Raw genomic sequence first — 26,707 nt, 5'->3', positions numbered from 1 at the left:
TCTGTCACTAAGTTGGACTAGTTCCGTCCGTTATTGGCATAAGCCAAATATTTGATTTTAATTTGTTAACGGTTTATAGTTGTATCAAATGATAGATAATACTATCACATTATACTCTGGGAGAGGGTGTTTAAAATGAGCATTGCAACTAACGTTCCACAGCCCAAAATGTATGGACCACTCGGGAATCTGCCCTTGATTGATAAAGAGAAACCAACATTGTCCCTTGGGCAGCTAGCTGAGGAGTATGGACCGATATATCGACTGACCGTTCCTGGTTATTCCGGATTGATCGTATCTGGCCCAGATTTGGTGGCTGAGTTATGTGACGTGTCTCGTTTTGATAAATTTGTATACAATGAACTCGAAAATGTACGTGCCTTTGGAGGTGATGGTTTATTTACAAGCAGAACATCCGAACCGAACTGGAAAAAGGCACATAATATTTTGCTTCCCACCTTTAGTAAACAGGCGATGAAGGGTTATCATCCAATGATGGTCGATATAGCCGAACAATTGATAAACAAATGGGCACGTTTGAATTCCAACGACACCATTGATGTAGCAGACGACATGACACGACTTACGTTGGATACTATTGGACTATGCGGTTTCAATTATCGATTTAACAGCTTTTACAGACAGGACCACAGTCCTTTTATCGAAAGTATGGTCCGTGCATTAAATGAAGCTATGCAGAAAAGCTCGCGCTTGAAAATCCAAAATCTGCTGATGGTGAAAACCAAACGACAGTTCGAGGAAGACATCCAAACGATGTTCTCATTAGTTGATCAGATTATTGAGGAACGTAAAGCAAGTGCTGCTCCTGAAGAGGTTGACTTGCTCGCTCGTATGCTGAATGGCAAAGATCCGGCAACCGGAGAAACGCTGGACGATGAGAATATTCGGTATCAGATTATTACGTTCCTCATTGCCGGACATGAAACGACGAGTGGTTTGTTATCATTTGCCCTTTATTTTTTGCTGAACAATCCAGAAGCACTTCAAAAGGCCTATGATGAGGTGGACCGGGTATTGGTGAGTGACTCACCACAGTACGAAGAAATTCTTCAGCTTCCTTATATCCGCATGATTCTTAGCGAATCGCTACGTCTATGGCCAACCGCTCCGGGATTTGACGTCTATGCCAAAGAAGACACCGTCATAGGTGGCAAATATCCACTGAAAAAAGGGGAGAGTTGCAGTATTCTTCTGCCTCAGCTTCACCGTGACAAAGGCGCCTGGGGAGAGGATGCAGAGCTATTCCGCCCGGAACGTTTTGAAGATACGACTCAAGTTCCTCACCATGCGTATAAACCGTTTGGCAATGGGGAGAGAGCGTGTATCGGCATGCAGTTTGCTTTATATGAAGCAACCCTTGTACTCGGTATGGTACTTAAACATTTTGAACTGGTAGACTATAGCAATTATCAGTTGGATGTGAAACAAACGTTAACGTTAACGTTAAAACCAGGTGATTTTCGAATACAGGTGAGAGCACGGACCGTTTCACAGAAACTGAGTACATCTGTTGCTCACTCGGATGAAAAGCCGAATCAGGATCAGGGTATGCATACAAATGTAGCTGGTCATAGTGCTATGAAGGAATCGATGACGACTTCCGTAAATGCCAATCCAACAATACTGGTTCTATACGGCTCCAACCTGGGGACGGCAGAAGGCATTGCCAGAGCTTTTGCAGAGAAAGCCCGTTCCTATGGAATTCCAAGCGAAGCCGCAACATTGCATGAATGGGTTGGCCGCTTGCCAAAAGAGGGGATCGTTCTCATCGTGACAGCTTCGTATAATGGTAAACCTCCGCAAAATGCAGCGGCATTTATCGAGTGGTTAAAGGAAGCCGAGTCAGAGAAGGTGCAAGGTGTGACCTATGCAGTTCTGGGCTGCGGGGATCGGAGCTGGTCCGGTACATACCAAAGCATTCCTCGAATGGTCGATGAAAAGCTTGCGGGCTTGGGAGGCAACAGGCTGTTACCTCGGGGAGAAGTCGATGCAGGCGGGGATATGGAGAAACAAGTGGAAGAGTGGCAGCGGATGTTGTGGCCTCAGATGTTAAACACATTGGGGATTAGCGAGGAATCTATGGAGCACTCCTCACGAAGTACAATTCAAATGGAATTTGTTCGCGAGAAAGCCGATCTGCCACTTGCACGAACCTACAATGCCAGCTATGCCACTATAGTGGTAAATGAAGAGCTTCAGGCCATGGATAGTGGGCGGAGTACACGTCACATTGAGATACTGCTTCCTGAAGGCATGACCTATAAAGAAGGCGATCATCTTGGCGTATTGCCCCTAAATGCAGATGAAATCGTGAATCGCATCCTGCATCGTTTCGGATTAAAAGGGGACGTTCAGATCCAATTAACTTCGAACGAAACACAGTTGACACATCTTCCTCTGAACCGTCCTGTCAAAGTGAATGAATTGCTCCGTTCCTGTGTTGAGCTGCAAGCACCTGTTACAAGAACGCAGTTGCAGGAGCTGGCGAACCATACGGTATGCCCTCCTCATAAGCGTGAACTCGAGGCGATGCTGGAAGAAAACAACTACAGGGAACATTTACTTGAAAACAGAACTACCATGCTTGAACTGCTGGAAAAGTATGAGGCCTGTGAGCTGCCGTTCGAAAGATTCCTTGAACTGCTGTCTCCACTCAAACCCAGGTATTACTCCATATCCAGCTCTCCACACTTTAATGCCAAGCAGGCGAGCATCACAGTGTCCGTTGTGAAAGAGCCTGCTTGGAGCGGCAACGGTGAATTCCGTGGTGTGGCTTCATCCTATCTGGCAGACTGCCAGACGGGAGAGAGTATTTCGATGTTTGTACGTACGCCAGAATCCGGATTTGTGCTGTCAGAAGAGCCGGATGTTCCAATTATTATGTTGGGTCCAGGGACGGGTGTTGCACCGTTCAGAGGTTTCCTCCAGGCCAGATCTGTGCTAAAAGAGAGGGGATTGCCACTGAGTGAAGCACATTTGTTCTTTGGTTGCAGGAATGATTCGGATTTCATATATCGTCAAGAACTTGAACAATACGAACAGGCAGGCATCGTCAAGCTGCATACGGCTTTTTCACGTGTGGAGGGTACGCCCAAAACGTATGTGCAGCATCTGATGTTGCAGGAAGCCGAACATTTGCTTCATTTGCTTGATGAAAAAGGGAGAATCTACGTATGTGGTGACGGAAGCCAAATGGCTCCCGCCGTCGAAGAGACTTTGAGGCAAGCATACCAGAAGGCGAAAGGTGCAACCCTTCAGGAGGCAAAAGATTGGCTCAATCAGCTCCAGGCGGAGGGCCGTTACGTTCAGGACGTGTGGGCAGGTAAACGAACTGCTGAATCGGCTAAGGCTCCTGTATGTTGAGACACGTTAAGAAGGAGGCGGCGATAAGCCGCCTTTTTCTTATGTTGTAGGATGATGTGAGAAGAGAAAAGATCAGTATGTGTTCACATCAACTAAGTTATATACTTCAAAATCAAATAATAGTTCACACATTTTACATCAAATATTTTCACTATATGACAAATATTACATTTTAATAGAAATCTATCTTATATGATAGAACTGTACTCCAAAACGAAAGGAAGATGAAGATGATAAAGAAACTTATGGTCGGTCTTTTAACTGTCGTTGCATGTTTCACGCTAGGCTCTACATCTTTTGCAGCTAGTGTACCTTCAACTTCAACAAGTAGTTTACCAGAAAGTACACAAGTAGTTCCTTACGCACAAAAGTATATAACCTGGCAGACCATTCTACCCAAATCTCAATTCCCAACGCTTGGTGATATCCCTATGACAGCAAGTTATAATGTTGATCCGTACAGGGGAATACTTACATTAAAATCAGTCGATGGTCAGACAGGCTATACGTGGACTGTTACCTATGAGGGCTTTGTCACCTATTAATCAATTAATCATTGAATAATGCTACCTATCCGAAAAACAGCCGCTGATCTGGAGTTTCTCATCCAGATCGGCGGCTGTTTGAATTTGGCTGATACGATCTATTGACAAAGAAAAATTTTTGACGCAATATAATAAATAAACTTTATAAAGTATATAAATAAAGAAGTTTAATCAGCATTATTGTGTTTTATTTACTTTTAATTTATATGCAGGGAAGGGATCTATTTATGGCAACTTGGTTTCTTATCATTATCTACCTTGCGTTTATCAGTCTGGGGATTCCGGACTCCCTACTAGGTTCAGCCTGGCCCGTCATGTGGCCTGAACTTGGCGCTTCGTTTGGGTCAGCAGGAATTCTGTCAATGGTTGTTGCAGCGGGAACCATCGTTTCAAGCTTGGCAAGTGGCACGGTTATTCAAAAATGGGGAACAGGCAAGGTTACGTTAATTAGCTGTTGTCTGACTGCCGGAGCACTCCTTGGATTTTCCTTCGCACCTTCATTGGTATGGCTCGTCATTCTTGCCATTCCTCTGGGTCTTGGAGCTGGAGCCGTTGATGCTGCGCTGAATAATTATGTAGCAGAGCACTACAAGGCACACCATATGAACTGGCTGCACTGTTTCTGGGGTGTGGGCGCGACGACAGGGCCTATCATTATGTCGTATTACATTGCGGAACATCATTCCTGGAGAAGCGGGTATACAGCTGTAGCCGTCGTCCAGTGCTGTCTTGTCCTGATTTTGTTTGCCACGTTGCCGTTGTGGAAGCGTGTTGCTGCAAGTCGGGAGAGTGCGAGTCTGAATAACGAATCAGATCTTGTGCAAGCGGACAACACGTTAGTACAGAGTGAGAACAGACCCGAACGGAATGTATTGAAGATTAAGGGAGTCAAAAACTCACTGATCGCATTTCTGTTTTATTGTGGCGTGGAGACGACGGTCGGTTTATGGGGAGCCAGCTATCTGGTAGGAGCAAGAAACATCTCGGCAGAAACGGCTGCGGGATGGATCTCCTTATACTACGGTGGTATTACGATAGGCAGGTTGATAACAGGCTTTATCACGTTAAAAATAAAAAATCGAGTGTTAATTCTGGCGGGTCAAGTGACCGCCATTGTGGGTGGAATCATCTTGCTGCTTCCATTATCCATTTCGTTTGCACTGGCTGGATTTATGCTAATTGGATTGGGGCTTGCACCCATCTATCCCGGACTTCTGCATGAAACTCCAACTCGATTCGGCAAAGCGAATTCTGCCCGATTGATGGGATACCAAATGGCACTGGCGTACACAGGAACCACTTTGCTTCCTCCGCTTTTTGGCGTTCTCGCTGCGAAAACCAATATCGGATTTTTCCCGCTGGTTGTACTTGTTTTCCTTTTCCTGATGCTGGCCAGCTCGGAGCAAGTGAATCGTATTTTGAAGAAAAGGATTTTGAATGGGTAGAGCTGGTAGGGTGTAACAATCCATACAACATTCCATTTAAAAAATGATACACAAAAAAAGCGAGGAGCTACTCTCGCTTTTTTTCTTGTGCAGAATCACACAATCATTACAGTTCATAGAGCTGCTCGTATTTATCCGTTAAGTAATGAATCAATGGAGCGGTATCAATTCTTTTACCGGTGATGGACTTGATTAGCTCGTCCGCCGATCTTGATTTACCATATTGATGAATATGAGTTGTTAGCCATCCGGTAATTGTCTCAATATGATCTGATTCAATCAAATGATCATAATCGGGAAGTTCACGGCGGATGACTTTGTGTATTTGTGCTGCATAGACAAACCCGAGTGTATAGGAAGGGAATAATCCAAATCCTGCGCTCCAGTGTCCATCCTGTAAAATGCCTTCCAGATGAGTCGGGGGACGAATCCCCAGATATTCCTCATATTTATCATTCCATGCTTCAGGCAATCCTTCGTAATCCACTTCTCCAGCAATAATGGCCTGCTCCAACTCATACCGAATAATGAGATGCAGGTTGTAGGTAAGTTCATCGGCCTCAAAACGGTTAAACGTTGGTTTTACTGCATTTAAAGCAAAATAAAAGTCATCCAAACTCACATGGCCAAACGTTTCAGGTTTGATTTTTTGCAAAATAAAATAGTTGTTTTCCCAGAAGCCTTTATGTCTGCCAATGAATTTCTCGAAAAAGATCGATTGGGATTCATGAATGCCGTACGAAGTGAAGATCCCAAGTCCAGTATGTATCAGGTTGGGGTCAATATTCTGTGTATAGAGCGAGTGGCCTCCTTCATGTAAAGCACTCCACAAGGAAACGCGAACGTCATTTTCAACAAATTTGGCTGCGAGACGTGCATCGTAAGGATTGATGGCAGAACTGAATGGGTGCACGGTTGCACCGAATTGCCCGGCATCAAAGTCGTAGCGAATGGCTTGTAACAGCTCGATCCCAAGCTGCCGCTGCTGTTCAAGTGGGAAGGGATGAGTGAATATGGATGTGTCCGGTTGTTTAGCGGAAGAGGTGACACGACGGATCAGCGGTATAAGAGCGGATTTGAGCTCACTGAAAATGCGATCCAACGTTACCTTATCCAGGTCAGGATCAAACTGCTGCACGAGTGGGTCATATGCATGCTGATCGTATCCCCAGTATCCGGCAAACTTCAAGCTTGCATTGAAGATCTGTTTCAAATGCGGAGCGAAAATGGAAAAATCATTGGCAGCTCTGGCTTCCAGCCAAGCGGCGTTTGCAAGACCTTGCTGCTGTACAAATGCCTGATATTCCTCTATCGGAATGGCACTCCAGCGTTTATACGTTTTCCAATGCTCTGCAATAATTCGCTTGGATAGCTCATCAAGGTCCTCTTGTTGTGCTGCTTCCTCTAGTCGCAAACCGAAATCAGCATCGGTCTGTAACTTGAATAGTTCTCCAGCCAATGTTGCTTTGGCTCGTGCGGCGTAGGATGCGCCCTTTCGAGGTGCCCCTGTGCGAGCATCCCAGGCAAGCAGGGTTTGTACCTGTTTATAATGTTCAACCTTCTCGATATGTGCCGCAAGTGCAGCATCCAAGCGTTGTATCGTTGTCATGTTCGTGACTCCTTCCAGATAAAGGATGAAATTTAAGTTGTATATTACCATCGGAATAGTTGGAAGTACAGAGAATCACGCTTTTTCGTAGATTACAAAAAATGAATCAACACATTACGATTGCTTATTTTACAAAAGACCTCTGTTCCCTTAGCCTGAAAATACCAATTTACACTAATCCGACATGAACACTTGTATATCATTCAGGACAGTGAAATTGGATTTAACATTATGCATGAGAGCGAGAGGGGTTACATGATGAGAAAACATACCAAGCCTGCTTTAATGATGATTCTGGCATTCCTGCTTCTGGCAGGTTGCGCTTCAGGTGGTGAAGGCCAGCAGAATACACAGGCCTCTTCAACAACCGGTGAAACTCCGGTACAGCAGACATCGGCTGAAGGAAAGACAGGCGGCACGCTGAACATTGGCTACCCAACACAACCGGTCACACTGGATGCACATGTGTCTTCCAATACAGCGGTTAAGGATATTTCACGCGAGATCTATGAGCAGCTGGTAACGTTGGATAAAGATGCACAAGTCATTCCGCTGCTGGCAGAATCCTATGAGATCAGCGACGACAAGTTATCCTATACATTCCATCTGCGCCAAGGTGTGAAGTTTCATAATGGCAAGGAACTGCAAGCGGAGGACGTTGTCGCTTCCCTGAATCGCTGGATCAAACTGTCGAGTCATGGTAAAGCGAACTTTGTGGGTGCCGAGGCCAAAGAAACGGACCCGTATACTGTCGTACTTCAATTGAGAACACCTTTTCTGCTAACACTGCAACTTCTAGCTGATCCAATTCCCGCAGCGGCGATCTATCCGAAAGAAGTGGTTGATGAAGCAGATGATAAAGGTATCAAATCATTCATCGGTACAGGTCCGTTTCAATTGGAGGAGTGGAAGCAGGATCAATATATTCATTTGAAAAAATATGACGATTACTCCGCCCGGACCGAGCCGAGTGATGGAGCAGGCGGCAAAAAGGAAGCGCTGGTCGATGACCTGTACTTCCGCTTCGTAACAGACGAGTCAACCCGCCTTGCCGGGATTACTTCCGGGGAATACGACATTGCGCTGAATATCTCTGTGGATAATGAACAGCAGATTGCGGACAATCCCGACTTGCAAACCTTTCTCAGTCCGGGAGGCATGATTGGATATTTCTATAACAGTAATGACGGCTTGTTCAAGAACGTCAAACTTCGGCAGGCTGTCAATGCCGTTCAGAATGTGGATGACATACTGACATCGGCATTCCGTGATCCACAATTTTATGTGAAGACATCCTCTCTGGTTCTACCTGAATATCCGAACTGGTATTCGGAAGCAGGCAAAGAATCGTACAGCCAAGCTAACGCGGATAAAGCAAAGCAATTACTTCAGGAAGCAGGCTATAACGGCGAAGAAATTAAAATTTTCACGACGAGAGATTATGTGGATCAATATAACGTAGCGGTTGTTTTGCAGCAGGAGCTAGAGTCGATTGGCGTCAAAGTTAAGCTGGATGTCTATGATTGGCCTACGTTGCAAGAAAAACTCGGGACAGGCACAGGGTGGGATATCTACCCCATGAGTTATGCGTTCCGTCCGACGTTCTACCAGTATGCGTTCTGGGGAGGCGGAGCAGGGCTGCTGAAAAGCGAGAAACTGAGCGAGTTACTTCAAGGAATCCGGACGTCCGATTCAGTAGAGGCCGCAAGACCGCTCATTGATGAATTGCAGCAATTTGTATGGACCGAAGTTCCATTCTCTCAGATCGGGCATACCAAACAGGTTACAGCGCTATCGAAAAATATCAGTGGTTTCCAGAACATTTTGGGCCCGATCTTCTGGAATATAACCAATAACAACTAGTTAAAAGGAAGGCAGCGGATGAAAAGGCGTAGCATCGCTTCCACAGGAATACGCCTTTCTGTTTGCCATTGGAAAGTGAGGTGGCACTCATATGGGTGGATATATTGTTCGTCGGTTATTGTCCTTGATACCTGTCCTGTTTGTAGTAGCAATTGTGGTGTTCTCCATCATTCATGTCACACCTGGTGATCCCGCTGCGATTCTACTGGGTGAAGAGGCGAGCAAAGCGGATATCGATGAACTAAGAAGCAAGCTGGGGTTGGACAGACCAATCTATGAGCAATTCGGCATTTGGTTGCTGGGGCTGTTATCCGGCAATTTGGGGGAGTCCATCTTTCTGGACAAGCCTGTGACAGAGGCTTTTTTTGAACGACTGGCGCCTACGTTGTCCCTTGCGATCATTGCACAGGTGATTGGTGTGTTTCTCGCCTTGTTCCTTGGCATTACAGCAGTCAAGCGAAGAGGGACCATCGTGGACCAATCGGTGATGGGTTTCTCCATGCTGGGCATCTCCATTCCGAGTTTTCTGTTGGGATCATTGCTGGTCATGTTCTTTAGCGTGAAGCTGCGCTGGCTTCCCGTTGCAGGGTATCAACCGTTAAGTGAGGGGCTATGGCAGCATATCAAGTATCTGTTGCTCCCTGGCATCGTGCTCGGCATCATTCAGGCAGCGCTCATTACCCGAATGACAAGATCCTCCATCCTGGATGTGATGTACGGCAATTTTATCAAAACCGCCAAAGCCAAGGGTGTCAGAGAAAAAACGATCGTATATACACATGCGTTACGCGTTGCATTCATCCCTATTCTCACAGTTATTGGTGAATCGTTCGGTGGGCTCGTTACTGGTGCAGCGGTTATAGAAACGCTATTCAATATTCCGGGAGTGGGGCAGCTCATCGTCAATTCGATTAGTCGAAGAGATTACTCGGTTATTCAGGGCTCTGTGCTGCTAGTCACGGTAGCTTATGTGTTTGTAAATCTAATCGTTGATTTGTTGTATGGTTTGGTCGATCCACGAGTTCGATTAAGCAAAAAATGAAGGGGGTGGAGACAACTTGATAACCAATCCGGATACCACCATCGCTACGTCAGGACTTCACAAAAGGAAGAACAGGCGCATCGTATTCAGACGCTTTATGCATAATCAGTTGTTAACCACAGGGGCGGGAATTCTGCTTGTAGTTGTGCTTCTGGTAATCATGGGGCCGATGCTTACACCATACGGGCCGTTACAGATTGATCCGGTAAATCGACTCAAAGGCCCCAACGGGCAGCACATATTTGGCACAGATAACTTTGGACGTGATGTATTCACTCGCGCCGTTTACGGTTTGCGTATTTCAGTTGCGGTTGGTTTCGCTGTTACGGTTGTGTCTTCTTTGATCGGTATGATTGTTGGGCTTTTATCTGCAAGTTATTCGGTGCTGGATCACATCTTTATGCGCATCTGTGATGGTTTGTTTGCTTTTCCGTCCATTTTGCTTGCCATCTCCATCATGGCGGCTCTTGGCCCGAATCCGGGCAATGTCATTATCGCCCTAAGTATTATCTTCATTCCATCGATGGCCCGGATTATTCGTTCCAAGGCGCTGGTCATTCGGGAGTTAACTTATATTGAAGCGTTGCATGCGCAGGGAGCAAGCAGCTGGCGCATCATCTGGATTCATATGGCGCCCAATACGCTGTCTCCGCTCATTATCCAATCCAGCTTTATTTTTGCCGTATCGATCCTGACGGAAGCTTCTCTAAGTTTTCTTGGAGCAGGTATTCCTTCCCCGTCCCCAAGTCTCGGGAATATGCTTTTTGACGGGAAAACGGTGATTTACAACGCTTGGTGGATGACTGTTTTCCCGGGTATTTTCCTGGTGCTCGTTGTACTGGGTCTGAACCTGTTCGGCGATGGCCTTAGAGATCTGCTCGACCCACATGCGAATAAGGTGAAAAGGGGGAGACGTCGTGGGAAAACAACCGCTGCTTGAGGTGAAGGACCTGAAAGTGTCCATTTCAACCGAAAAAGGAACCATTCACCCGGTGGAAGGCGTTTCCTTCCACGTCCTTGCCGGGGAGACGTTGGGCATCGTAGGTGAGTCCGGCTGCGGGAAAAGTGTAACCGCCGAATCCATTCTCAGACTGTTTGACGAAGATTACGTGGATTACTCGGGTGAAGTCCTCTACGAAGGTACCGATCTCTTAAGCTTGTCCAAAAGACAAATGGAACGAATACGTGGCAATGAACTCTCCATGATCTTTCAAGACCCCATGTCTTCCCTGAATCCGGTTCAGACGATTGGCAAACAAATTGCCGAGAGCTTGAGGCTGCATCAAGGCATGAATGGCAGACAGGCGCGTCTTGCTACCGTGGATCTGCTGCGTATGACTGGTATCTCCTCACCGGAAAAGAGGGTAGATGAACATCCGCATGAAATCTCGGGAGGGATGCGACAGCGGGTCATGATTGCCATGGCACTTGCCTGTAATCCGAAACTGCTTATCGCGGATGAACCAACGACGGCGCTGGATGTGACGATTCAGGCGCAAATACTGGAGCTAATCGAAAGTCTGCAAGCGAAGACGGGACTTGGTGTCATCCTGATTACACATGACCTGGGTGTAGTCGCAGAGACGTGTACAAGAGTGGCTGTCATGTATCTTGGACAGGTCGTGGAGGAGGCAAGCGTGGACGATTTATTTTTCAATCCCCAGCATCCGTATACGTCAGGTTTAATGAAATCCATTCCTCGTATTGATGGCGAACAGCACAGCAAGCTTCACGTCATTGAGGGAACGGTACCCGCGCTGCATCAGGTTCCAACAGGCTGCCGATTCGCTCCAAGATGCGCTTATGCGGATGAACAATGCTTACGGGCAGCGCCTTCTTTAAAACAGGTGGACGAGAACCATTCGGTACGCTGCTGGTATCCCGGAATAGCAACGATTCAGGAGGAGACACATGAACTCGAAATCATTGGTTGAGTCGAAACCGCTGCTGCAGGTTAGCAATCTGAACAAACATTTCCCTGTTCGATCTTCTTTTGGCAGAACTAAGGGGCAAGTCAAGGCCGTCAACGGGGTATCCTTTGACATCCACACAGGACAAACCTTTGGCCTGGTGGGCGAATCCGGCTGCGGTAAAAGCACACTCGGTCGGTCGATTCTCAGACTTGTTGAGCCAACATCAGGGGAAGCATTTTATGAGGGCACGGATATTCTGGGGTTAAGCAAAAAAGAACTGCGAAGCTACAGGCAGCATATGCAGATGGTATTTCAGGATCCATACACCTCGCTGGACCCTCGTAAACGCATCGGATATTCCATTGAAGAACCGCTATTAATCCACAAGAAGGGCAACAAACGGGACAGAATGGAAACAGCCATGTCGTTGCTGCGCAAAGTTGGATTCAGTGAAGAACATTACGAGCGGTTTCCCCATGAATTCTCAGGTGGTCAGCGTCAAAGGCTGGGCATCGCCAAAGCGTTGGCCCTTGGACCGAAGCTCATTATATGTGATGAACCCGTATCAGCGCTGGACGTATCGATTCAATCTCAGGTCATTAATTTGCTGGAAGAGGTTCAGGAGGAGCTCGGCATTTCTTATTTATTCATTGCACATGACCTTAGCGTTGTACGCCATATTGCCGACCGCATTGGTGTGATGTATTTGGGAGAGATGGTGGAGCAGGGGCCAGCGGAAGCTTTGTTCGCCGATCCTTTGCATCCCTATACAAAATCATTATTGTCCGCGGTACCGATCCCGAATCCTCGTGCCAAAAGGGAAAGAGTTGTATTAAGCGGTGAGATTCCATCGCCACTTCATCCGCCTGCCGGTTGTGTTTTTCATACCCGATGCCCATACGTTATGGAGACATGCCGACAGGTCGTTCCACAGAAAAGATTCGTTGCTCCTGACCGTGAAGTGCAGTGTCATTTATATAACGAATAGTGGTCAACTCAACATGGAAGAGGAGGAATGAAACAATGAGTTTTCGTAGTTCAGCCGAAAAGTGGAAGGACGAGGCTATACGGATTCGCCGCCATATTCACCAGAATCCTGAGCTTGGTCACCAGGAGTTTGAAACAGCCAAGCTGGTTGCTCAATTTTTGGAGGACGTTGGTCTCGAAGTACAGACGGGTGTAGGCGGCACGGGGGTTGTTGGGCTTTTGAAAGGTGGACATGAGGGAAGAACCATTGGAATTCGCGCCGATATGGATGCACTGCCTATCGTAGAGAAGACTGGATTGCCGTTTGCCAGCGTTCGCGAAGGGGTGATGCATGCTTGTGGGCACGATGTGCATACCGCCATTCTTCTTGGAACAGCAGCGGCATTAAGTGAGCACCGGGATGAGCTTCTGGGAACAGTGAAGTTTATATTCCAGCCTGCTGAGGAAGTACAGGGAGGCGCAACGGATCTGATTGCTGCAGGTGTTTTGCATAATCCGGAAGTGAATGCGATCATTGCGCTCCACGTGTGGCCGGATTTGCCTGCTGGCAAGATTGGTTTGAGAAAAGGGGCCATGCTGGCAGCGGCAGATGCTTTTGATATTCGAGTGACGGGAAAAGGTGGACATGCTGCCTATCCACATCGAACCATCGATCCGGTCATCATTGCTGCCCAGATTATAACTGCGTTGCAAACGGTAGTATCCCGAAACCTGTCTCCACTTGATTCTTCCGTCATCTCGATTACGAAACTGCAAAGCAATAGCAATGCGTATAACGTTATCGCTGGGGAGGTCCAACTCAGAGGTACCATTCGTACGCACAATCCTGAGACACGTGAAGCTGTGCCCGTATATATGAAGCGACTCATTGAGACCATTGCCGAAGGGTTCGGTGGTAAAGCGGAATTTGATTACTACCGCGGCGGTTCTCCTGTAATAAACGATGATCATATCGTCGATGTGATTGAACAGGCAGCGGCCGACACCGTCGGTCAGGAAGCCGTGGTGTATCTGAAGGAGCCATCCATGGGCGCCGAAGATTTTGGTGCGTATCTCGAATATGTGCCGGGTGCCATATTCCGGCTCGGCACGATTACAGAAGAAGATGCCCGATCAGTGCTGCCCCTTCATAGTGATTCTATTATTTTTGATGAGCAAGCGATTGTTACAGGCATATCAGTTCTTGGAGAAGCAGCAATCCGTTACTTGAATCATAGCAGTGATGATGAATCAAGGATTGCACTGGGCGTTGCAGCAGGTAATGAGGAAAGCGGTGATCGACATGACTGAGTTGCAGCAACAGTCGGCGGTGGACTCCATAGTGCACGAAATCGATCGTGATCTGCTGCTTGAATACAACAGACAGATTGCCAAGGAAATTCGTTTGTCGGGTTCCGAAGAGGAACTGCGGGCTTTCCATTATATTAAGGAACAGCTTGAGGACTTTGGGTTGACCACCGAGCTTACGTTTAACAAAGCCTACATCAGTATCCCTGTCAGAGCAGAACTTAAGGTCGGCGGCATTTCTTTTGCAGCTATTACGCATTCCATGTCAGCCCAGGCGAAACAGTTGAGCACGTCTTTGAGATTCATTGAGCTAATAGATTCAGACCAGACCGACTGCGCCAATCAAGTGACAGGTCATGCAGTGATTGTTCAAGGACTTGCGAATGGGCCCACGATTTATCGTTTGCAACAGTTGGGTGCAGTAGCGGTCATATTTATCAATAGTGGTGCGTATACGCATGAAATGATCGTTTCCTCCGTGTGGGGAAATCCGACACCGGAGGATGATGGCTATCCGTCTATTCCGGTTCTGTCGGTCAACCATTCGGATGGAGAGCAGATCAAGTCTTTAATCGCCGCGGAAGAAAGAGAGAATGTAGAGATTACGTTGACCGCGGAAGTGCGCACAGACTGGGTGAACATTCCGACCTTGATTGCTGAGATAAAGGGGACGGAAGAACCAGAATCCTTTGTGTTGTTTAGCGGACATGTGGATTCATGGCATTATGGGGCGATGGATAACGGCTCCGCCAATGCCGTCATGGTGGAGACGGCACGGGTATTATCATTGCATCGTGACACGCTGCGGCGCTCCGTTCGGTTCGCATTTTGGTCAGGCCATTCCCACGGCAGATATGCCGGCTCTGCATTATACAGCGATCTTCATTGGGAAGATTTGCACGAAAACGGGGTGCTGCATATCAATATTGATTCCGTGGGCGCCAAGGGAGCGAGTCAACTCGGTGCAGCCAATACAATGGCAGAGACACGGACACTATGTGCAGATGCCATACGTATCGTCACGGATGAAACTTTTCACGGTTCCCCGTTTGGAAGGTCGGGAGATCAGTCCTTCTGGGGTGCTGGACTTCCGTCCGCTTTTATGGGGCTGTCCTATCAGCCTGAGGGCTGGTTTGGCTGGTGGTGGCATACGACTGAGGACACGCTGGACAAAATTGACGGAGATTATCTGGCACGTGATTGCAAAGTGTACGTAGCAGCCGTCCATAATGCTGCCTCTGCTCCCATTATTCCAATTGATCAGAGACAGGCGATCCGAACCCTTTCCGAACGAATTGGCTATTATAGAGAGCTTATCGGAGACAAGTTTGATCTTTCGCGCTTAACAAGCAGGGTCCAGCAGCTACAGAATGCCACGGACCATTTCTATGACCGGATAGGCTCTACGTCTCTGTCGGATGCTTCTGTTACAGAAGCGAACCGAACGATATTGTCACTTAGCAGATGGCTGGTTCCCATCAATTATGTTCGAGGCAGCCGGTATGATCATGATGCCGCAGGCAGTCATACACTTGTGCCTGCGCTGTCAGACATCGAACTTCTGGCGGTAGCCGAAGTAGGCAGTGAAGTCTTTTTCAGACTCCAAACATCACTGATACGTCAGGTGAATCGAATTGGTTATGAGATAAAGCAGGCAGAGCGACTTGTCGTGGAGACCGAAAAGAATCTCGATTGGAATTAATCCAAGGTGAAGCAGCCTGTTTACAGCAAGAACATCATGGTATAGAGGAGCGACTGTCATGCCGGAACGAACATTTGCAGGGAAAAAGGTAGTTATTACCGGAGCGGTAGGTGTATTTGGCCAATGGATTGCACAAGCATACGCCGCCGAAGGCGCGAGCCTTTATCTGTCCGATATCCGGGAGGATGCACTAAGGAATACAGTAGATAAGCTGAAGCAGGAGGGAGTGGATGTTCACTGGCATGTAACGAATCTTGTGGATGAACATTCCATTAATGAATTGGTTCAAGTGGTCGAACAGCAATGGAAAGCGCCGGATATCGTCATCAATAACGCGGGAATATATCCATACCGCACACTCATGAACATGACGCTTCAACATTGGAATGAGACGATGGATCTAAATCTGTCAGCACCATTCTTGCTCACTCAGCATTTTGCCAAACAGATGATTGCGAGCGAGGTCGAAGGTTCCTTCATTAATATAAGCTCTGGGGCAGCTTCCACCGCAGGTGTCGGCATGGGGAATTATTCGGTTTCGAAAGTAGGGATCGAGATGCTGACCAAAACCTTTGCCCTGGAGTTGTCCCCCTATCGCATTCGGGTAAATGCGGTTGTGCCGGGTTATGCACCCGGCAGCGAGGTTAGTGTGATGACGAAGGAGCATACGGAACATATGATTAAAATTACACCGCTAGGCCGAACATCAGGTCCAGATGACGCTCCCCAAGCGATATTGTATCTGACTTCTGACCAGGCTTCATTTATTACAGGCAGCATACTAACGGTAGATGGTGGACGCACGGCAGGCAGACTCAAGTAATAGTTTGCGCCCTGAAAAAGAAAATAGAATGGCAGCTGGTGAGTCAATTTTATGGCATAGTCAGCTGGGAAGGGAGTTCAAATTCGGGAACATATAAATTGCTCTGAAGCAGCGCAGCTCGAATGTCTAGCATCAGCTTTTCGCTAGCGGAACCAAGCGGTATATTTCGCTTACGCAAAATGCCTGCAATGGGCCCAACCTTGAGATCGGCAATTTTTTGGATAACTGTACCGGGAATTGCTGGGCAGATTGTTGCAATCGGAGCGATGGTTATGCCTAATTTGGCTTGTACATAATATTTGTGAGATCGGATATTACTTATTTCGATTCCCTGATAATCGCTGTCGATTTTCTCGGCCAATAGCTGCTCAATACGGATGCGAATCGGGCAATTGGGGGGTGTGAACAGAAATTGTTGTCCTTTCAGATCTGCCAAATGGATTTCATCACCCTGAGCAAATGGATGTGAATCATACAACAGCAATGCCATCGGTTCAAAAAGCAGCGGTTGAAACTCGGTTTCCATACTCGTCTCAGGAGAAGGGCAGACGGCAAAGTCAAGCTGCTCATCAATTAGCAGTTCATTAAGCAGCTTACTGTCCCCGATGCGCACACTGAGCTTAATCTTGGGATTCTGTTTAACAAAAGAAGATAGAATAGCAGGAAGCCGATGGCTGGCTGTTGGCTCAGATACTCCGATTCGTACAAACCCCGCTTGTCCCTGTTGAATGTCGGTGATCGTATTTGTCAAATACTCGTATTCCTTCAGAAGTTGATCGGCTCTGGCGTAAAATATTTTCCCCGCTTCCGTCAATTTAATCTTTTTGCCTCTATCCAGTAATTTCATACCCAGATCAGCCTCAAGTTTCTGCATATGCAGCGTAATGGCGGGTTGTGAATACTGCAAAGCTTCTGCTGCCTGTTGAAAGCTCCCGAGCTTTACAATCGTTTGAAAGGTCTTGATCATTCGCATTTCCATGGCAAACACCTTTCTATTCATTATTGTAATGATCAGTATATCATGGTTAATGCATACTATCCCAATAGGATATTATGTTTTTAAAATGTTATCAAGGATAATTTGCTCCTGTTCTTTCCGTGAACTGAATTGATAGCGCTATCACGAAAATTGGCCGAAATATAAGGGTTGACAGTGTTTTTTGAAACGGTTTTAATTATATAGACCGATTGTTATAATTCATTTAAGGATGTGGCTTTATTGAGTGAAAAGTCTAATGCTAGAGAACTAATCGTCAGCACAGCAGCCAGACTGTTTTTTTCACAAGGATATCATGCGACCGGTCTAAATCAGATTATTAAGGAGAGCAGTACGCCAAAAGGCTCGTTATATCATTATTTCCCACATGGCAAAGAAGAGCTCGCTCATGAGTGCATTCAAAAGGCCAATGAAAACATTCTGCAGAAGTTTGAAGAAGTGTTTGCCGCTCATGACAATACGGGGGATGCCATTCAGCAATTTATTCATGACTTAGCCATTGAAACGGAGGCGGCAGGTTTTACGGGTTTTCTTCCATTTAGTTTCTGGGCAGCCGTGGAGACCTCGTGCATCAGTCAACAATTGCGAATTGCCTGTCAGGACGTGTTTGCAGGATGGCAGCAAATCATTACGAAACATCTGATTTTGGATGGCATAGGTGAAAAGAAAGCACAAGAGATGGGACTACTCGTCATTTCCTTAATGGAGGGCGCATTAATTATCAGCCTGACCAACCAGGACAAACAGCCTTTGCTGACGGCTGCTGATTATTTGTCCGTTGTGGCGAAGAATGCAAAAGAGAAGCAATAAGCTTCGTAAAGAGAAATAGAAATCGTCAGATTGTTTGAGGAGGATGGGATCGTGGAGGCTTCCATGAAGGCTGGTTCTGTACAGGATCAACAAGAAACAAAACAATATAAAGTATTTCCGATTTTATTCGCCATGTTACTTAGCGGCTTTATTGGTCTGTTCGGTGAAACGGCACTAAATGTGGCATTGACACCGCTTATGGGCTTGCTCGAAGTTGGACCTACTACCATTCAGTGGTTAACGACAGGTTATTTGCTCGTTTTGGGTATTTTGGTGCCGGTTTCCGGTATGCTGTTACAATGGTTTTCGACGAGACAGTTGTTCACGACTTCTCTGATTTTTTCGATTGCAGGAACGATAGTTGCTGCTATTGCACCGAGCTTTGAAATTCTGTTGGTGGCGCGGGTATTGCAAGCTATAGGTACAGCTCTGTTACTGCCACTAATGTTCAACACTATATTGGTTATCTTCCCGATTGAAAAGCGTGGCGCTGCCATGGGATTGATCGGTTTGGTTATCATGTTTGCACCAGCAAGTGGACCGAGTATCTCGGGTCTGATTCTGGCCAATCTGAGCTGGCACTGGATTTTCTGGATCTCCTTGCCGTTCTTCATTATTTCATTGGTATGCGGCTTGCTGTTCTTACCGAATATCTCGAAGCTGACCAAGCCCAAAATTGATGTTCTTTCCATTGTGCTTTCCACACTTGGTTTTGGTGGTATCGTGTACGGATTCAGTAGTGCAGGAGGACATGGGGAAAGTGGCGGTGGTTGGACCAGTCCTATCGTTGTAGCCACACTGGTTATTGGAGTATTATCTTTGCTGCTGTTCAGCATCCGTCAATTGAGAATGAAACAGCCGATGATGGATCTGCGGGCATTTAAATATCCAATGTTTACAGTCGGCTTGATTCTGATCTTCCTTTGTATGATGATGATGTTGTCATCCATGCTGATCCTGCCGATGTACCTGCAACAAGGTATGGCGGTTACGGCTTTGACTGCCGGTCTGGTTCTGCTGCCGGGTAGCTTGCTGAATGGATTCTTGTCCCCGGTTATGGGGCGTCTGTTTGACAAATTCGGTCCGAAGTGGCTTGTGATTATCGGTCTTGCGATCGTGACTGTTGTACTCTTCTTGTACACAGGAATCACTCCGACAACGACTCTGGGCAAGATTATTACGCTGCATATCTTCATGATGATCGGGATTTCAATGATCATGATGCCTGCACAAACCAACGGCTTGAATCAATTGCCACCTGATTTCTATCCTCACGGAACGGCGATTATGAATACATTGCAGCAGGTATCCGGAGCTATTGGTACAGCTGTTGCGGTAAGTATACTGAGCGCAGGTCAGACCCGCTTCTTGAGCGGTGTGACGGATCCTGAGAGCCCAGAGAATCAGTTGGCAGGTTTCACATCCGGTGTACAAAATGCATTTATTTTCGCACTGGTTCTTGCTGTGATTGGACTGATCACTTCACTCTTCGTAAAACGAGTTAAGGTCGGTGCTCAGCAGGGCCAACAAGGTCCTATGCATTAATTGAAAGTCATATAAGAAATGAAACGATGCTCTCTCTTCAATAGAGGGCATCGTTTTTTTGTACCTTGACATGAAACGGGTTCCATCCATTAGAGTGAAAATAAACCTGACAGTCGAAAAGAATAAATCTCGATGTTGGAAGCAAATAGTTCATGTTCTGGTGAAATTGTATATGTTCATATGGAATTTTAAAGATAATATAGAGAGTGGATTAATGAATGATAACGGATAGAGGAAAACGTTTTAGAGTGTATTTTATAATCGAGGAGACGTCTTTATGAGAATCGTTAAATCAATTCCTGCGAATATTGAACAATTGCTAGATCGTTATGAGAAAAATGGTCATCTGACCATGCAAGCTTCACTAATGGGAAAGCAGTCGGTTGTTTATCGTTTACAAGAGTACTGCCTTAAGGTATATACGCCTCGTGGAAAAGTGGATGGAGAATTGGAATGTGACGCGCTCTTGTCATTGCAAAACAACCTTCATGTTCCCGAACTGTATGCGTACGCTCCTGGGAATTTTGTGCTAACAGAATGGATCGAAGGATTCAATCTGAGACAGTATCGGGCAACGTATGGACACATACCGCACAATCTAATATATGATATGTTTTCAACAGAACTTCAGCAGATTCAGGCGAGTTACCACGATTGGGACGTCATACGATATGAGAATTTGTTATGGACTGCAACAGGGGAGGTCAAGCGAACTGATTTTTGGCTGTGTGAACCTGTTAGTTGCCTGCGGATACGAGAGCGATTACAACAAGAGATTATTCGAAAGATTGAGCGGATATACAGCGGTGATGGAGCTGACATGCAGGAGATCGTGCATTATTTTGATCGACACGGTCTCACGACTACGGAAATCCAAGAGGCATTAGTACATTTCAGATCGCTAACACCGAGGATGGCACTAGCACAGTAACGGCACTAACGAAATAAAAACCCTGACGATTACCAGAATCGTTAGGGTTTTATTTTGAAACGAATTGTATTGCTTGTTTAGCATTTATTTAGGGAATCTACTTCTTGACCAGTTCCAATATTTCATTGGCAACAAGATCCGGGTGATATTGATGAATATAATGCTCGGTATCCTTAACAGTTACATGTTTGGAATGTTCCGACCAGGACGTAAATTCAGCTTGGGTTTTATCCCATATCGGCTCACTGGCTCCGAAGTAATCTGCTGTCAGTATGGTAAGTGGAAACGGGAAGGGCTTTTTGTTGTCGACGACAACCTTGGCATTGGCTGTCATTTCACGCAACTCATCCACGGTGTTGGCATTCCCATAGTTAAGCAATAGAGCCGTTGTATCTATTTTCTTCAGATCATCTGGTACAAACTTCAGGCCGTTGCGATTGGCATTGGAAGCTTCCACAACAGCGTCAGACTGTAAAGTCAACCGAAATAAACCGGTTTTGATCCGGAATTGGTTCATGAAGCCACCAATCACACTTGCTATATCGTCAGTGTCATTGGCGTAATATTCCGGACTTCCCCCATCCAACATGACAATACCTTGAACTTCATCCGGATATTTTTGCGCAAATCGGAGTGTTTCCAGCGAACCGAGGGAGTGCCCCACCAGAACGTATGGTGGCTTTTGCCCAGATACCTCTAATAACTCGTGCAATTCATCTGCCACGGTATCGACATCACGTTTCTTATCGGTCATATCGCTATAGCCATAACCAAAGCGATCATAAACCGCGAATTTCGTGTACGGTGCAAGCTTTTCATAGAGCGGATAATAATCCACATAAGGATCAGCTGTGCCCCACCCGGATGCAAGGACAACTGTTGCATCTCCTTGACCACCCGTATATAAATGCATATTGTCACCATGTATGCTGTAGAGCTTGCCAGGCGGGATAAATGTTTTCTGATCCTGACGGGTACTCACTTGTTGATAGATCAAGCCCGTAACCAGAAGGAGAAGTAAAGCCACTGCTCCGAATATAAACGTCTTAAATAATCTTCTGCGAAATTTTCTCATCATCTCTCACATACTCTCTCTGTATTTTCTCTATCATATATGCCCAATCTTATTGGAGAGAAAACAGAGTCTTAATTCCACCTTAATTATTTTTTGACCGATTTAAATGGATAAAATGATATTTCTCAGAATTGATTGATAGCCAAGGGCAGCCCTGTTGATATATTATACCGATATGAAGGATAGAAAGGTCGAGGAAGCGGATCGTACTTATAAATGTAAGCGCTATCTTAATGAACACTTAGCTGTACATTGTAAAAAGGGGGGCATCGCGATGAAAGTATTGATTGCCGATGACGATGATTATACAAGAGAAGGGCTAGTGGAGGCTATCGACTGGAAGAGCTTCGGTGTACATGAGGTGCTTCAGGTCGAGGATGGAGCCAAGGCTTTACGTATTGCAACCGCTCAAAGGCCCGAAATTGTCATTACGGATATACGCATGCCGAAGCTTAACGGTATCGAATTTGCCGAGCAGTTCGTGGCAGTCTGCCCAGATAGCAAGCTGTTATTCATGAGTGGGTATATGGATGTGGCTTACCTGAAGAGTGCGATTCAGCTCTCGGCCGTCGATTATGTGGAAAAGCCGATCAAGTTGCCGGAGATGGAGAACGCCATCCAGAAAACAGTACATTATATCGCCGAGCGGAGGGCGCAGCATTTGCTGTTGGATCAGAAGATGGACCTGGAGCGTGTGAAGCTGGCTAATGCGCTGAGAACGAAGTCCCACCCCGCTGATGAACTTAGGTGCAAAGCCCAGGAAATCGGTTATCCGGTACATGCGAGCTATGTATGTCTGATCGTAACCCAGTTCCACAAGGAAATGCTGGTTGATGCCGTCAACATCCAGAACTACTGGGAACAACATAACCTTGCTACCATCGCCGAGCAATTGGATTACGACCGTTTGCTGCTTGTCGTGGCACTGCCCCGACCGGATGAGGAGATGGTGAGGGTACTGGCAGAAACGCTATGCAGGGAGTACAGCGAGCTTCGTATTGCAGCTGGTCAGGTAGTGGGCGGACTGGAGGAAGTATCCAGAAGTTTCCGCGAAGCGGCACTGGCCATGGAACGTGTTTTTTTCAAGTCAGATCTGTGTTATCTCACATATGATCCGGTGAATTACGCACCACAAGGGCTCAGAAGTGACATATATCCTGAATTCTACCGGTTGCTGAAGAAGGAACCTGAAGGATTGATTGACTGGATGGAGACGTTCTGTAACAGAGTGCTGGTAGAAGGGGATCAGGCAAGAGAAAGAGTGCTGTCCATGTGTGTCACGTTTGTCAATGCGCTGTTCAAGGAGAGAAATGGTGTACTGATCCGCAGGGGGAAGATGGTTCAGATTCAAGATGTGGAGAAGCAGTTGAACGAATGCCGTACAATGCTTGAGGTGAAGGATCACATGCTTGAGCTGTGTCATGCGTATCAGGAGGAGTTCACCCGGGTATCCCCATATTCGGGCTTGATTCGTAATGTAATGAACTATATATCTGACCATTGCAGCGATGTTGACCTGGATGTGAGGGAGATTGCTGACCATGTGCACTTATCCACTGCCCATCTTGGTGTTCTCTTCAAGCAGGAGTCAGGAACTACGATTAAGCAGTATCTGAATGACTATCGGTTGGAGCTTGCCAAGAGACTTATTCTTGAGGAGCACTTCAAAATGATCGATATTTCGAAAATGTCCGGTTATGCCAGTGCAGGATATTTTGCCAAAGTGTTTAAGGCTGCTACGGGCGTAACGCCTGTGGAATATCGAAAGAAGTTTTCCAAATGAGGGTTCTGAAGTGGCTGGGCAACCTATCTCTGCAAAAAAAGCTGGTCATTCTGTTGGCACTCGCAGGCATTATTCCGCTGATGATTACGTTCTCGGCGACATACGGAGAACTTCGTAATTCTGTAATCACCGGACAGAACTATGCAGCCAACCAAAGCTTTGACCAAACTTTATCACTGCTGTCCAGCAAATTCTCCCACATTGAGGAAGTGTCGTCGATGATTACGATTGACGAGCAGATCAATGCGGTTTTCTCCAAAGACCCGGAGCATATGCAGGTGTGGGAGCAGCTGTCCGCCTTTGAACGGATCACGGATTATACACGTATTCTTCAGACAAATTCTGAGATTAACGGTATCGTATATTATATTAATGATGACTTCGTCATAACGGGTCCACATGCAACGATGTATCGTCCATATGCCCAGGTGTCGTCATTGCCCTGGGTCAGGAAGATCGTTGCAGGGGGCGGCGAAGCGGTGTGGGTAATGATGAAAGATGAGAGCAGCACATCGTCCGTGAGTTATTTAGCGCTGGGAAGAGTGCTGTGGAATATTAACGACTATTCCGAGCCGGTAGGCATTGTAACGCTGCGTGTGGAGTTGCCTCAGCTTCAGCCCTATATCATGAACTCAGCCATGGAACAGCTGGTCTACTTGGATACGGATGAGGGAGAAGTGGTCCTCAGTAATGGACATGCGGAGTTGGAACAACGAAATGGATTCAGATCTCAGGTAAGCCGAAATCAGTTTGAAGAGGTCAAAGTAGGTGACTCCTCTTATATCGTCCGAGATTCAAGAGTTGGATCGAGCAATCTGTTCCTGCATTCCGTCATATCTCCAGATACGGCAGCTACAGCCGTGAATAAGGTGCGAAACAAGGTGCTCCTCGTATACTTGCTTGTCTGCCTAGCTCTATTGGTATGCATCATCCCGGTGACGAAATCTATTACGAGTCGCATCTTCTTGCTGATGAACAGAATGAGTCAGGTTCGGCAAGGCAGATTGAACACGCTGGATATTCCCAATAGGGAGGACGAAGTAGGTCATCTGGTATCCAGCTACAATTATATGATTAACAGTGTCAGGGAACTGATGGACAATCAGTACAGGCTTGGGCAAGATAAGAAAGGAGCAGAACTGCGGGCATTGCAGTCCCAGATTAATCCGCATTTTCTGTACAATACGCTGGATATGATCGTCTGGATGGCTCAGAAAGAAGAAAAGCAGAACGTTCAGCAGGTCGTGTACGCTCTCTCTGATTATTACAAGTTGATTCTGAACAAAGGGGAAGACTTCGTAACCTTGAGAGATGAACTGCGCTTATCTGAGATCTATGTAAGCATTCAGCAGAAGAGATTCAAAGGCAAGATCCAATTCGATGTACACGTAGACGAAGCGGTAATGGAATGTATGTTGCCCAAGATTACACTCCAGCCGCTGGTTGAGAACGCGATTGTACACGGTATTCTGGAAAAGCCCGAGAGCAGTGGCATTATTACAATTACGGGAGGCATAAAGGAAGGGCGAGTACGGATTGTGGTCACTGACGATGGTCCGGGCTTAGAGCAATCCCCCTCTCGGCTACACCGCCATCAAGGCAGCGGATATGGCGTACATAACATCCGCAAACGGCTGGAGTTTTATTATAATGAAACGGATGGAATACATTATGAATCGGCTCCTGAGACGGGCACAAGTGTAATCATCAATGTTCCCATGGTTTTTCGGGATGCACATGAATTGAAACAAGCCAGCACATGACTTTGATGAGAGAGAACAATGGCGGTAACATTGGACGCCGTAAACGAAGCAAACGACGAAAGCCTTTTATCGAATAAGATGTGAGCATGGCGACAGGTATTTTTTACCTGTCGCTTTTGTTTTGCATTTTCATCGAAAAGTACCAGAAATCTTGTGAAATTCGAATAGTAGAGAGGTATCGTGCCGGACTACAATAGGAAGCAAGGAAAGGGTGATACGATGGCAGAACCCAATATAGCAATGACAAAAGCGCTCAAACAGAAGAAAAGGCGCTTTGCAGACCTCAGGGAACACAAAACCTATTACATTATGCTGATCCCCCTAGTCGTGTTTTTCACCTTATTCAACTACCTTCCCATGGCGGGACTCTACAACGCATTTACCGACTATGACTTTAGCAAGGGTCTGTTCAGTCCTTTTGTGGGGTTGAAAAATTTTGAGTTCCTGTTCAAAGGAGGCTGGGATTCGATTGTCTGGAAATTGACTCGCAATACGCTGCTCTATAATGTGGCCTTCATTGTACTCGGCAACATCTGTCAGATCGCCATGGCCGTTCTGCTTAGGGAACTGACATTCAAGAAATTCATGAAAACGTCGCAGACGCTGATGTTCATGCCTTACTTCGTCTCGATGGTCGTGGTTGGTTCCATTGTATACAATCTGTTCAACTACAAGTATGGTGTGTTTAACAACGTTTTTACGTCATTGGGTTTCGAGCGCTTTGACTTCTACCAATCACCTGAGGTCTGGCCGTTCATTATCGTCATTATCGAAATCTGGAAGGGGCTAGGGTACGGTACGGTTATCTATTTAGCATCTATTATGGGTATTGATGAAAGCGTATACGAAGCAGCTTATGTCGATGGCGCCAGCAAGTGGCAACGGATTCGGTACATTACACTGCCGCTTTTGAAGCCGACGGTTATCATCCTGGTTTTGTTTGCTATCGGAGGAATTATGAGGGGGCAATTCGATCTGTTCTGGAACATAATCGGCAACAACGGACTGCTGCTGAATGCAACCGATATTATCGATACGTATGTGTACCGTTCATTAACCGTGAATTTCAGTCTCGGACTGGGGACGGCGGCAGGGCTATATCAATCGATATTCGGATTGGTACTTGTTGTGACGGTAAACGCAATTGTTCGTAAAGTGGATCGTGAAAATTCTTTATTCTAATCGTCAACCGAATGGGAGGAA

The 26,707-nt window shown here is 46.4% G+C and carries 20 protein-coding genes; 17 read left to right on the top strand and 3 right to left on the bottom strand.

Annotated elements, in window-relative coordinates; all coding sequences use genetic code 11:
- Window positions 1-135 precede the first annotated feature (135 nt).
- The 3 genes from gpAD87_RS12705 to gpAD87_RS12695 all read left to right on the top strand — a co-directional run bounded on the left by gpAD87_RS12705 (window position 136) and on the right by gpAD87_RS12695 (window position 5,374).
- Complete coding sequence (locus tag gpAD87_RS12705) at window positions 136-3,384, top strand: bifunctional cytochrome P450/NADPH--P450 reductase (RefSeq protein ID WP_064638722.1); 3,249 nt, start codon at window positions 136-138, stop codon at window positions 3,382-3,384.
- Window positions 3,385-3,614: 230 nt separating this feature from the next.
- Entirely contained in the window at window positions 3,615-3,929 is a 315-nt protein-coding gene (locus gpAD87_RS12700; protein WP_064638721.1) for a hypothetical protein, read from the top strand.
- A gap of 227 nt (window positions 3,930-4,156) precedes the next feature.
- On the top strand, window positions 4,157-5,374 hold the full coding sequence (locus tag gpAD87_RS12695) for an MFS transporter (protein ID WP_064638720.1): 1,218 nt from the start codon (window positions 4,157-4,159) through the stop codon (window positions 5,372-5,374).
- 106 nt (window positions 5,375-5,480) lie between these two features.
- Here gpAD87_RS12695 and gpAD87_RS12690 read toward each other — a convergent pair whose 3' ends face one another.
- Window positions 5,481-6,983, bottom strand: a complete 1,503-nt coding sequence (locus gpAD87_RS12690) for a carboxypeptidase M32 (RefSeq protein WP_064638719.1) — start codon at window positions 6,981-6,983, stop codon at window positions 5,481-5,483.
- Between the two features lie 255 nt (window positions 6,984-7,238).
- Between gpAD87_RS12690 and gpAD87_RS12685 the strand changes: the two genes are divergently transcribed.
- From gpAD87_RS12685 to gpAD87_RS12650, 8 genes are all read left to right on the top strand, one after another.
- On the top strand, window positions 7,239-8,846 hold the full coding sequence (locus tag gpAD87_RS12685) for an ABC transporter substrate-binding protein (RefSeq protein ID WP_064638718.1): 1,608 nt from the start codon (window positions 7,239-7,241) through the stop codon (window positions 8,844-8,846).
- Between the two features lie 91 nt (window positions 8,847-8,937).
- Window positions 8,938-9,888 (top strand): ABC transporter permease, encoded by a 951-nt coding sequence (locus tag gpAD87_RS12680; RefSeq protein ID WP_064638717.1) that lies wholly within the window; start codon window positions 8,938-8,940, stop codon window positions 9,886-9,888.
- A gap of 16 nt (window positions 9,889-9,904) precedes the next feature.
- On the top strand, window positions 9,905-10,828 hold the full coding sequence (locus tag gpAD87_RS12675; protein WP_442950721.1) for an ABC transporter permease: 924 nt from the start codon (window positions 9,905-9,907) through the stop codon (window positions 10,826-10,828).
- A complete protein-coding gene (locus tag gpAD87_RS12670) occupies window positions 10,806-11,822 on the top strand; it encodes an ABC transporter ATP-binding protein (RefSeq protein ID WP_064638716.1) in 1,017 nt (338 codons plus the stop codon). Before gpAD87_RS12675 ends, gpAD87_RS12670 begins: the two co-directional genes overlap by 23 nt.
- The gene (locus gpAD87_RS12665; RefSeq protein ID WP_064638715.1) at window positions 11,800-12,789 is read left to right on the top strand and encodes an ABC transporter ATP-binding protein; all 990 of its coding nucleotides are present in this window, start codon (window positions 11,800-11,802) and stop codon (window positions 12,787-12,789) included. The genes gpAD87_RS12670 and gpAD87_RS12665 overlap by 23 nt, the downstream gene beginning before the upstream one ends.
- Before the next feature lie 35 nt (window positions 12,790-12,824).
- A complete protein-coding gene (locus tag gpAD87_RS12660) occupies window positions 12,825-14,078 on the top strand; it encodes a M20 metallopeptidase family protein (RefSeq protein ID WP_064638714.1) in 1,254 nt (417 codons plus the stop codon).
- On the top strand, window positions 14,011-15,777 hold the full coding sequence (locus gpAD87_RS12655; RefSeq protein ID WP_231952535.1) for a M28 family peptidase: 1,767 nt from the start codon (window positions 14,011-14,013) through the stop codon (window positions 15,775-15,777). Before gpAD87_RS12660 ends, gpAD87_RS12655 begins: the two co-directional genes overlap by 68 nt.
- A gap of 58 nt (window positions 15,778-15,835) precedes the next feature.
- Window positions 15,836-16,600 (top strand): SDR family NAD(P)-dependent oxidoreductase, encoded by a 765-nt coding sequence (locus gpAD87_RS12650; protein ID WP_064638712.1) that lies wholly within the window; start codon window positions 15,836-15,838, stop codon window positions 16,598-16,600.
- A 49-nt stretch (window positions 16,601-16,649) separates the two neighbouring features.
- Here gpAD87_RS12650 and gpAD87_RS12645 read toward each other — a convergent pair whose 3' ends face one another.
- Window positions 16,650-17,600, bottom strand: a complete 951-nt coding sequence (locus gpAD87_RS12645) for a LysR family transcriptional regulator (protein ID WP_082935111.1) — start codon at window positions 17,598-17,600, stop codon at window positions 16,650-16,652.
- 219 nt (window positions 17,601-17,819) lie between these two features.
- On the opposite strand from gpAD87_RS12645, the gene gpAD87_RS12640 reads away from it, so the two are divergent.
- The 3 genes from gpAD87_RS12640 to gpAD87_RS12630 all read left to right on the top strand — a co-directional run bounded on the left by gpAD87_RS12640 (window position 17,820) and on the right by gpAD87_RS12630 (window position 20,883).
- Entirely contained in the window at window positions 17,820-18,407 is a 588-nt protein-coding gene (locus gpAD87_RS12640) for a TetR/AcrR family transcriptional regulator (protein WP_063563558.1), read from the top strand.
- 63 nt (window positions 18,408-18,470) lie between these two features.
- Window positions 18,471-19,952, top strand: a complete 1,482-nt coding sequence (locus gpAD87_RS12635) for a DHA2 family efflux MFS transporter permease subunit (RefSeq protein WP_064640890.1) — start codon at window positions 18,471-18,473, stop codon at window positions 19,950-19,952.
- A 277-nt stretch (window positions 19,953-20,229) separates the two neighbouring features.
- Window positions 20,230-20,883 carry a hypothetical protein gene (locus gpAD87_RS12630; protein ID WP_064638710.1) on the top strand — a complete coding sequence of 218 codons (654 nt, stop codon included), beginning with the start codon at window positions 20,230-20,232 and terminating at the stop codon, window positions 20,881-20,883.
- A gap of 97 nt (window positions 20,884-20,980) precedes the next feature.
- Here the strand turns inward: gpAD87_RS12630 and gpAD87_RS12625 are convergent, their stop codons facing one another.
- Window positions 20,981-21,961, bottom strand: a complete 981-nt coding sequence (locus gpAD87_RS12625) for an alpha/beta fold hydrolase (protein WP_231952533.1) — start codon at window positions 21,959-21,961, stop codon at window positions 20,981-20,983.
- A gap of 271 nt (window positions 21,962-22,232) precedes the next feature.
- Between gpAD87_RS12625 and gpAD87_RS12620 the strand changes: the two genes are divergently transcribed.
- The 3 genes from gpAD87_RS12620 to gpAD87_RS12610 all read left to right on the top strand — a co-directional run bounded on the left by gpAD87_RS12620 (window position 22,233) and on the right by gpAD87_RS12610 (window position 26,686).
- The gene (locus gpAD87_RS12620; protein WP_064638709.1) at window positions 22,233-23,741 is read left to right on the top strand and encodes a response regulator; all 1,509 of its coding nucleotides are present in this window, start codon (window positions 22,233-22,235) and stop codon (window positions 23,739-23,741) included.
- The gene (locus gpAD87_RS12615; RefSeq protein WP_064638708.1) at window positions 23,738-25,504 is read left to right on the top strand and encodes a sensor histidine kinase; all 1,767 of its coding nucleotides are present in this window, start codon (window positions 23,738-23,740) and stop codon (window positions 25,502-25,504) included. The genes gpAD87_RS12620 and gpAD87_RS12615 overlap by 4 nt, the downstream gene beginning before the upstream one ends.
- Before the next feature lie 240 nt (window positions 25,505-25,744).
- Window positions 25,745-26,686: an ABC transporter permease gene (locus tag gpAD87_RS12610; protein WP_064640888.1), complete on the top strand. Its 942-nt coding sequence runs from the start codon at window positions 25,745-25,747 to the stop codon at window positions 26,684-26,686.
- Window positions 26,687-26,707: the final 21 nt, after the last annotated feature.

Source organism: Paenibacillus sp. AD87 (assembly GCF_001659845.1).
GTDB lineage: Bacteria > Bacillota > Bacilli > Paenibacillales > Paenibacillaceae > Paenibacillus > Paenibacillus marchantiae.
This window is presented reverse-complemented; position numbering and strand designations above follow the sequence as displayed.

Bases quoted from the DNA above. Each gene is read 5' to 3' on its own strand.
- gpAD87_RS12630 (WP_064638710.1), top strand. From the start codon at position 20,230: ATGAGAATCGTTAAATCAATTCCTGCGAATATTGAACAATTGCTAGAT.
- gpAD87_RS12660 (WP_064638714.1), top strand. From the start codon at position 12,825: ATGAGTTTTCGTAGTTCAGCCGAAAAGTGGAAGGACGAGGCTATACGG.
- gpAD87_RS12685 (WP_064638718.1), top strand. From the start codon at position 7,239: ATGATGAGAAAACATACCAAGCCTGCTTTAATGATGATTCTGGCATTC.
- gpAD87_RS12635 (WP_064640890.1), top strand. From the start codon at position 18,471: ATGAAGGCTGGTTCTGTACAGGATCAACAAGAAACAAAACAATATAAA.
- gpAD87_RS12645 (WP_082935111.1), bottom strand. From the start codon at position 17,600: ATGAATAGAAAGGTGTTTGCCATGGAAATGCGAATGATCAAGACCTTT.
- gpAD87_RS12690 (WP_064638719.1), bottom strand. From the start codon at position 6,983: ATGACAACGATACAACGCTTGGATGCTGCACTTGCGGCACATATCGAG.
- gpAD87_RS12650 (WP_064638712.1), top strand. From the start codon at position 15,836: ATGCCGGAACGAACATTTGCAGGGAAAAAGGTAGTTATTACCGGAGCG.
- gpAD87_RS12615 (WP_064638708.1), top strand. From the start codon at position 23,738: ATGAGGGTTCTGAAGTGGCTGGGCAACCTATCTCTGCAAAAAAAGCTG.
- gpAD87_RS12665 (WP_064638715.1), top strand. From the start codon at position 11,800: ATGAACTCGAAATCATTGGTTGAGTCGAAACCGCTGCTGCAGGTTAGC.
- gpAD87_RS12625 (WP_231952533.1), bottom strand. From the start codon at position 21,961: ATGATGAGAAAATTTCGCAGAAGATTATTTAAGACGTTTATATTCGGA.
- gpAD87_RS12680 (WP_064638717.1), top strand. From the start codon at position 8,938: ATGGGTGGATATATTGTTCGTCGGTTATTGTCCTTGATACCTGTCCTG.
- gpAD87_RS12695 (WP_064638720.1), top strand. From the start codon at position 4,157: ATGGCAACTTGGTTTCTTATCATTATCTACCTTGCGTTTATCAGTCTG.
- gpAD87_RS12620 (WP_064638709.1), top strand. From the start codon at position 22,233: ATGAAAGTATTGATTGCCGATGACGATGATTATACAAGAGAAGGGCTA.
- gpAD87_RS12705 (WP_064638722.1), top strand. From the start codon at position 136: ATGAGCATTGCAACTAACGTTCCACAGCCCAAAATGTATGGACCACTC.
- gpAD87_RS12655 (WP_231952535.1), top strand. From the start codon at position 14,011: ATGATGAATCAAGGATTGCACTGGGCGTTGCAGCAGGTAATGAGGAAA.
- gpAD87_RS12610 (WP_064640888.1), top strand. From the start codon at position 25,745: ATGACAAAAGCGCTCAAACAGAAGAAAAGGCGCTTTGCAGACCTCAGG.
- gpAD87_RS12700 (WP_064638721.1), top strand. From the start codon at position 3,615: ATGATAAAGAAACTTATGGTCGGTCTTTTAACTGTCGTTGCATGTTTC.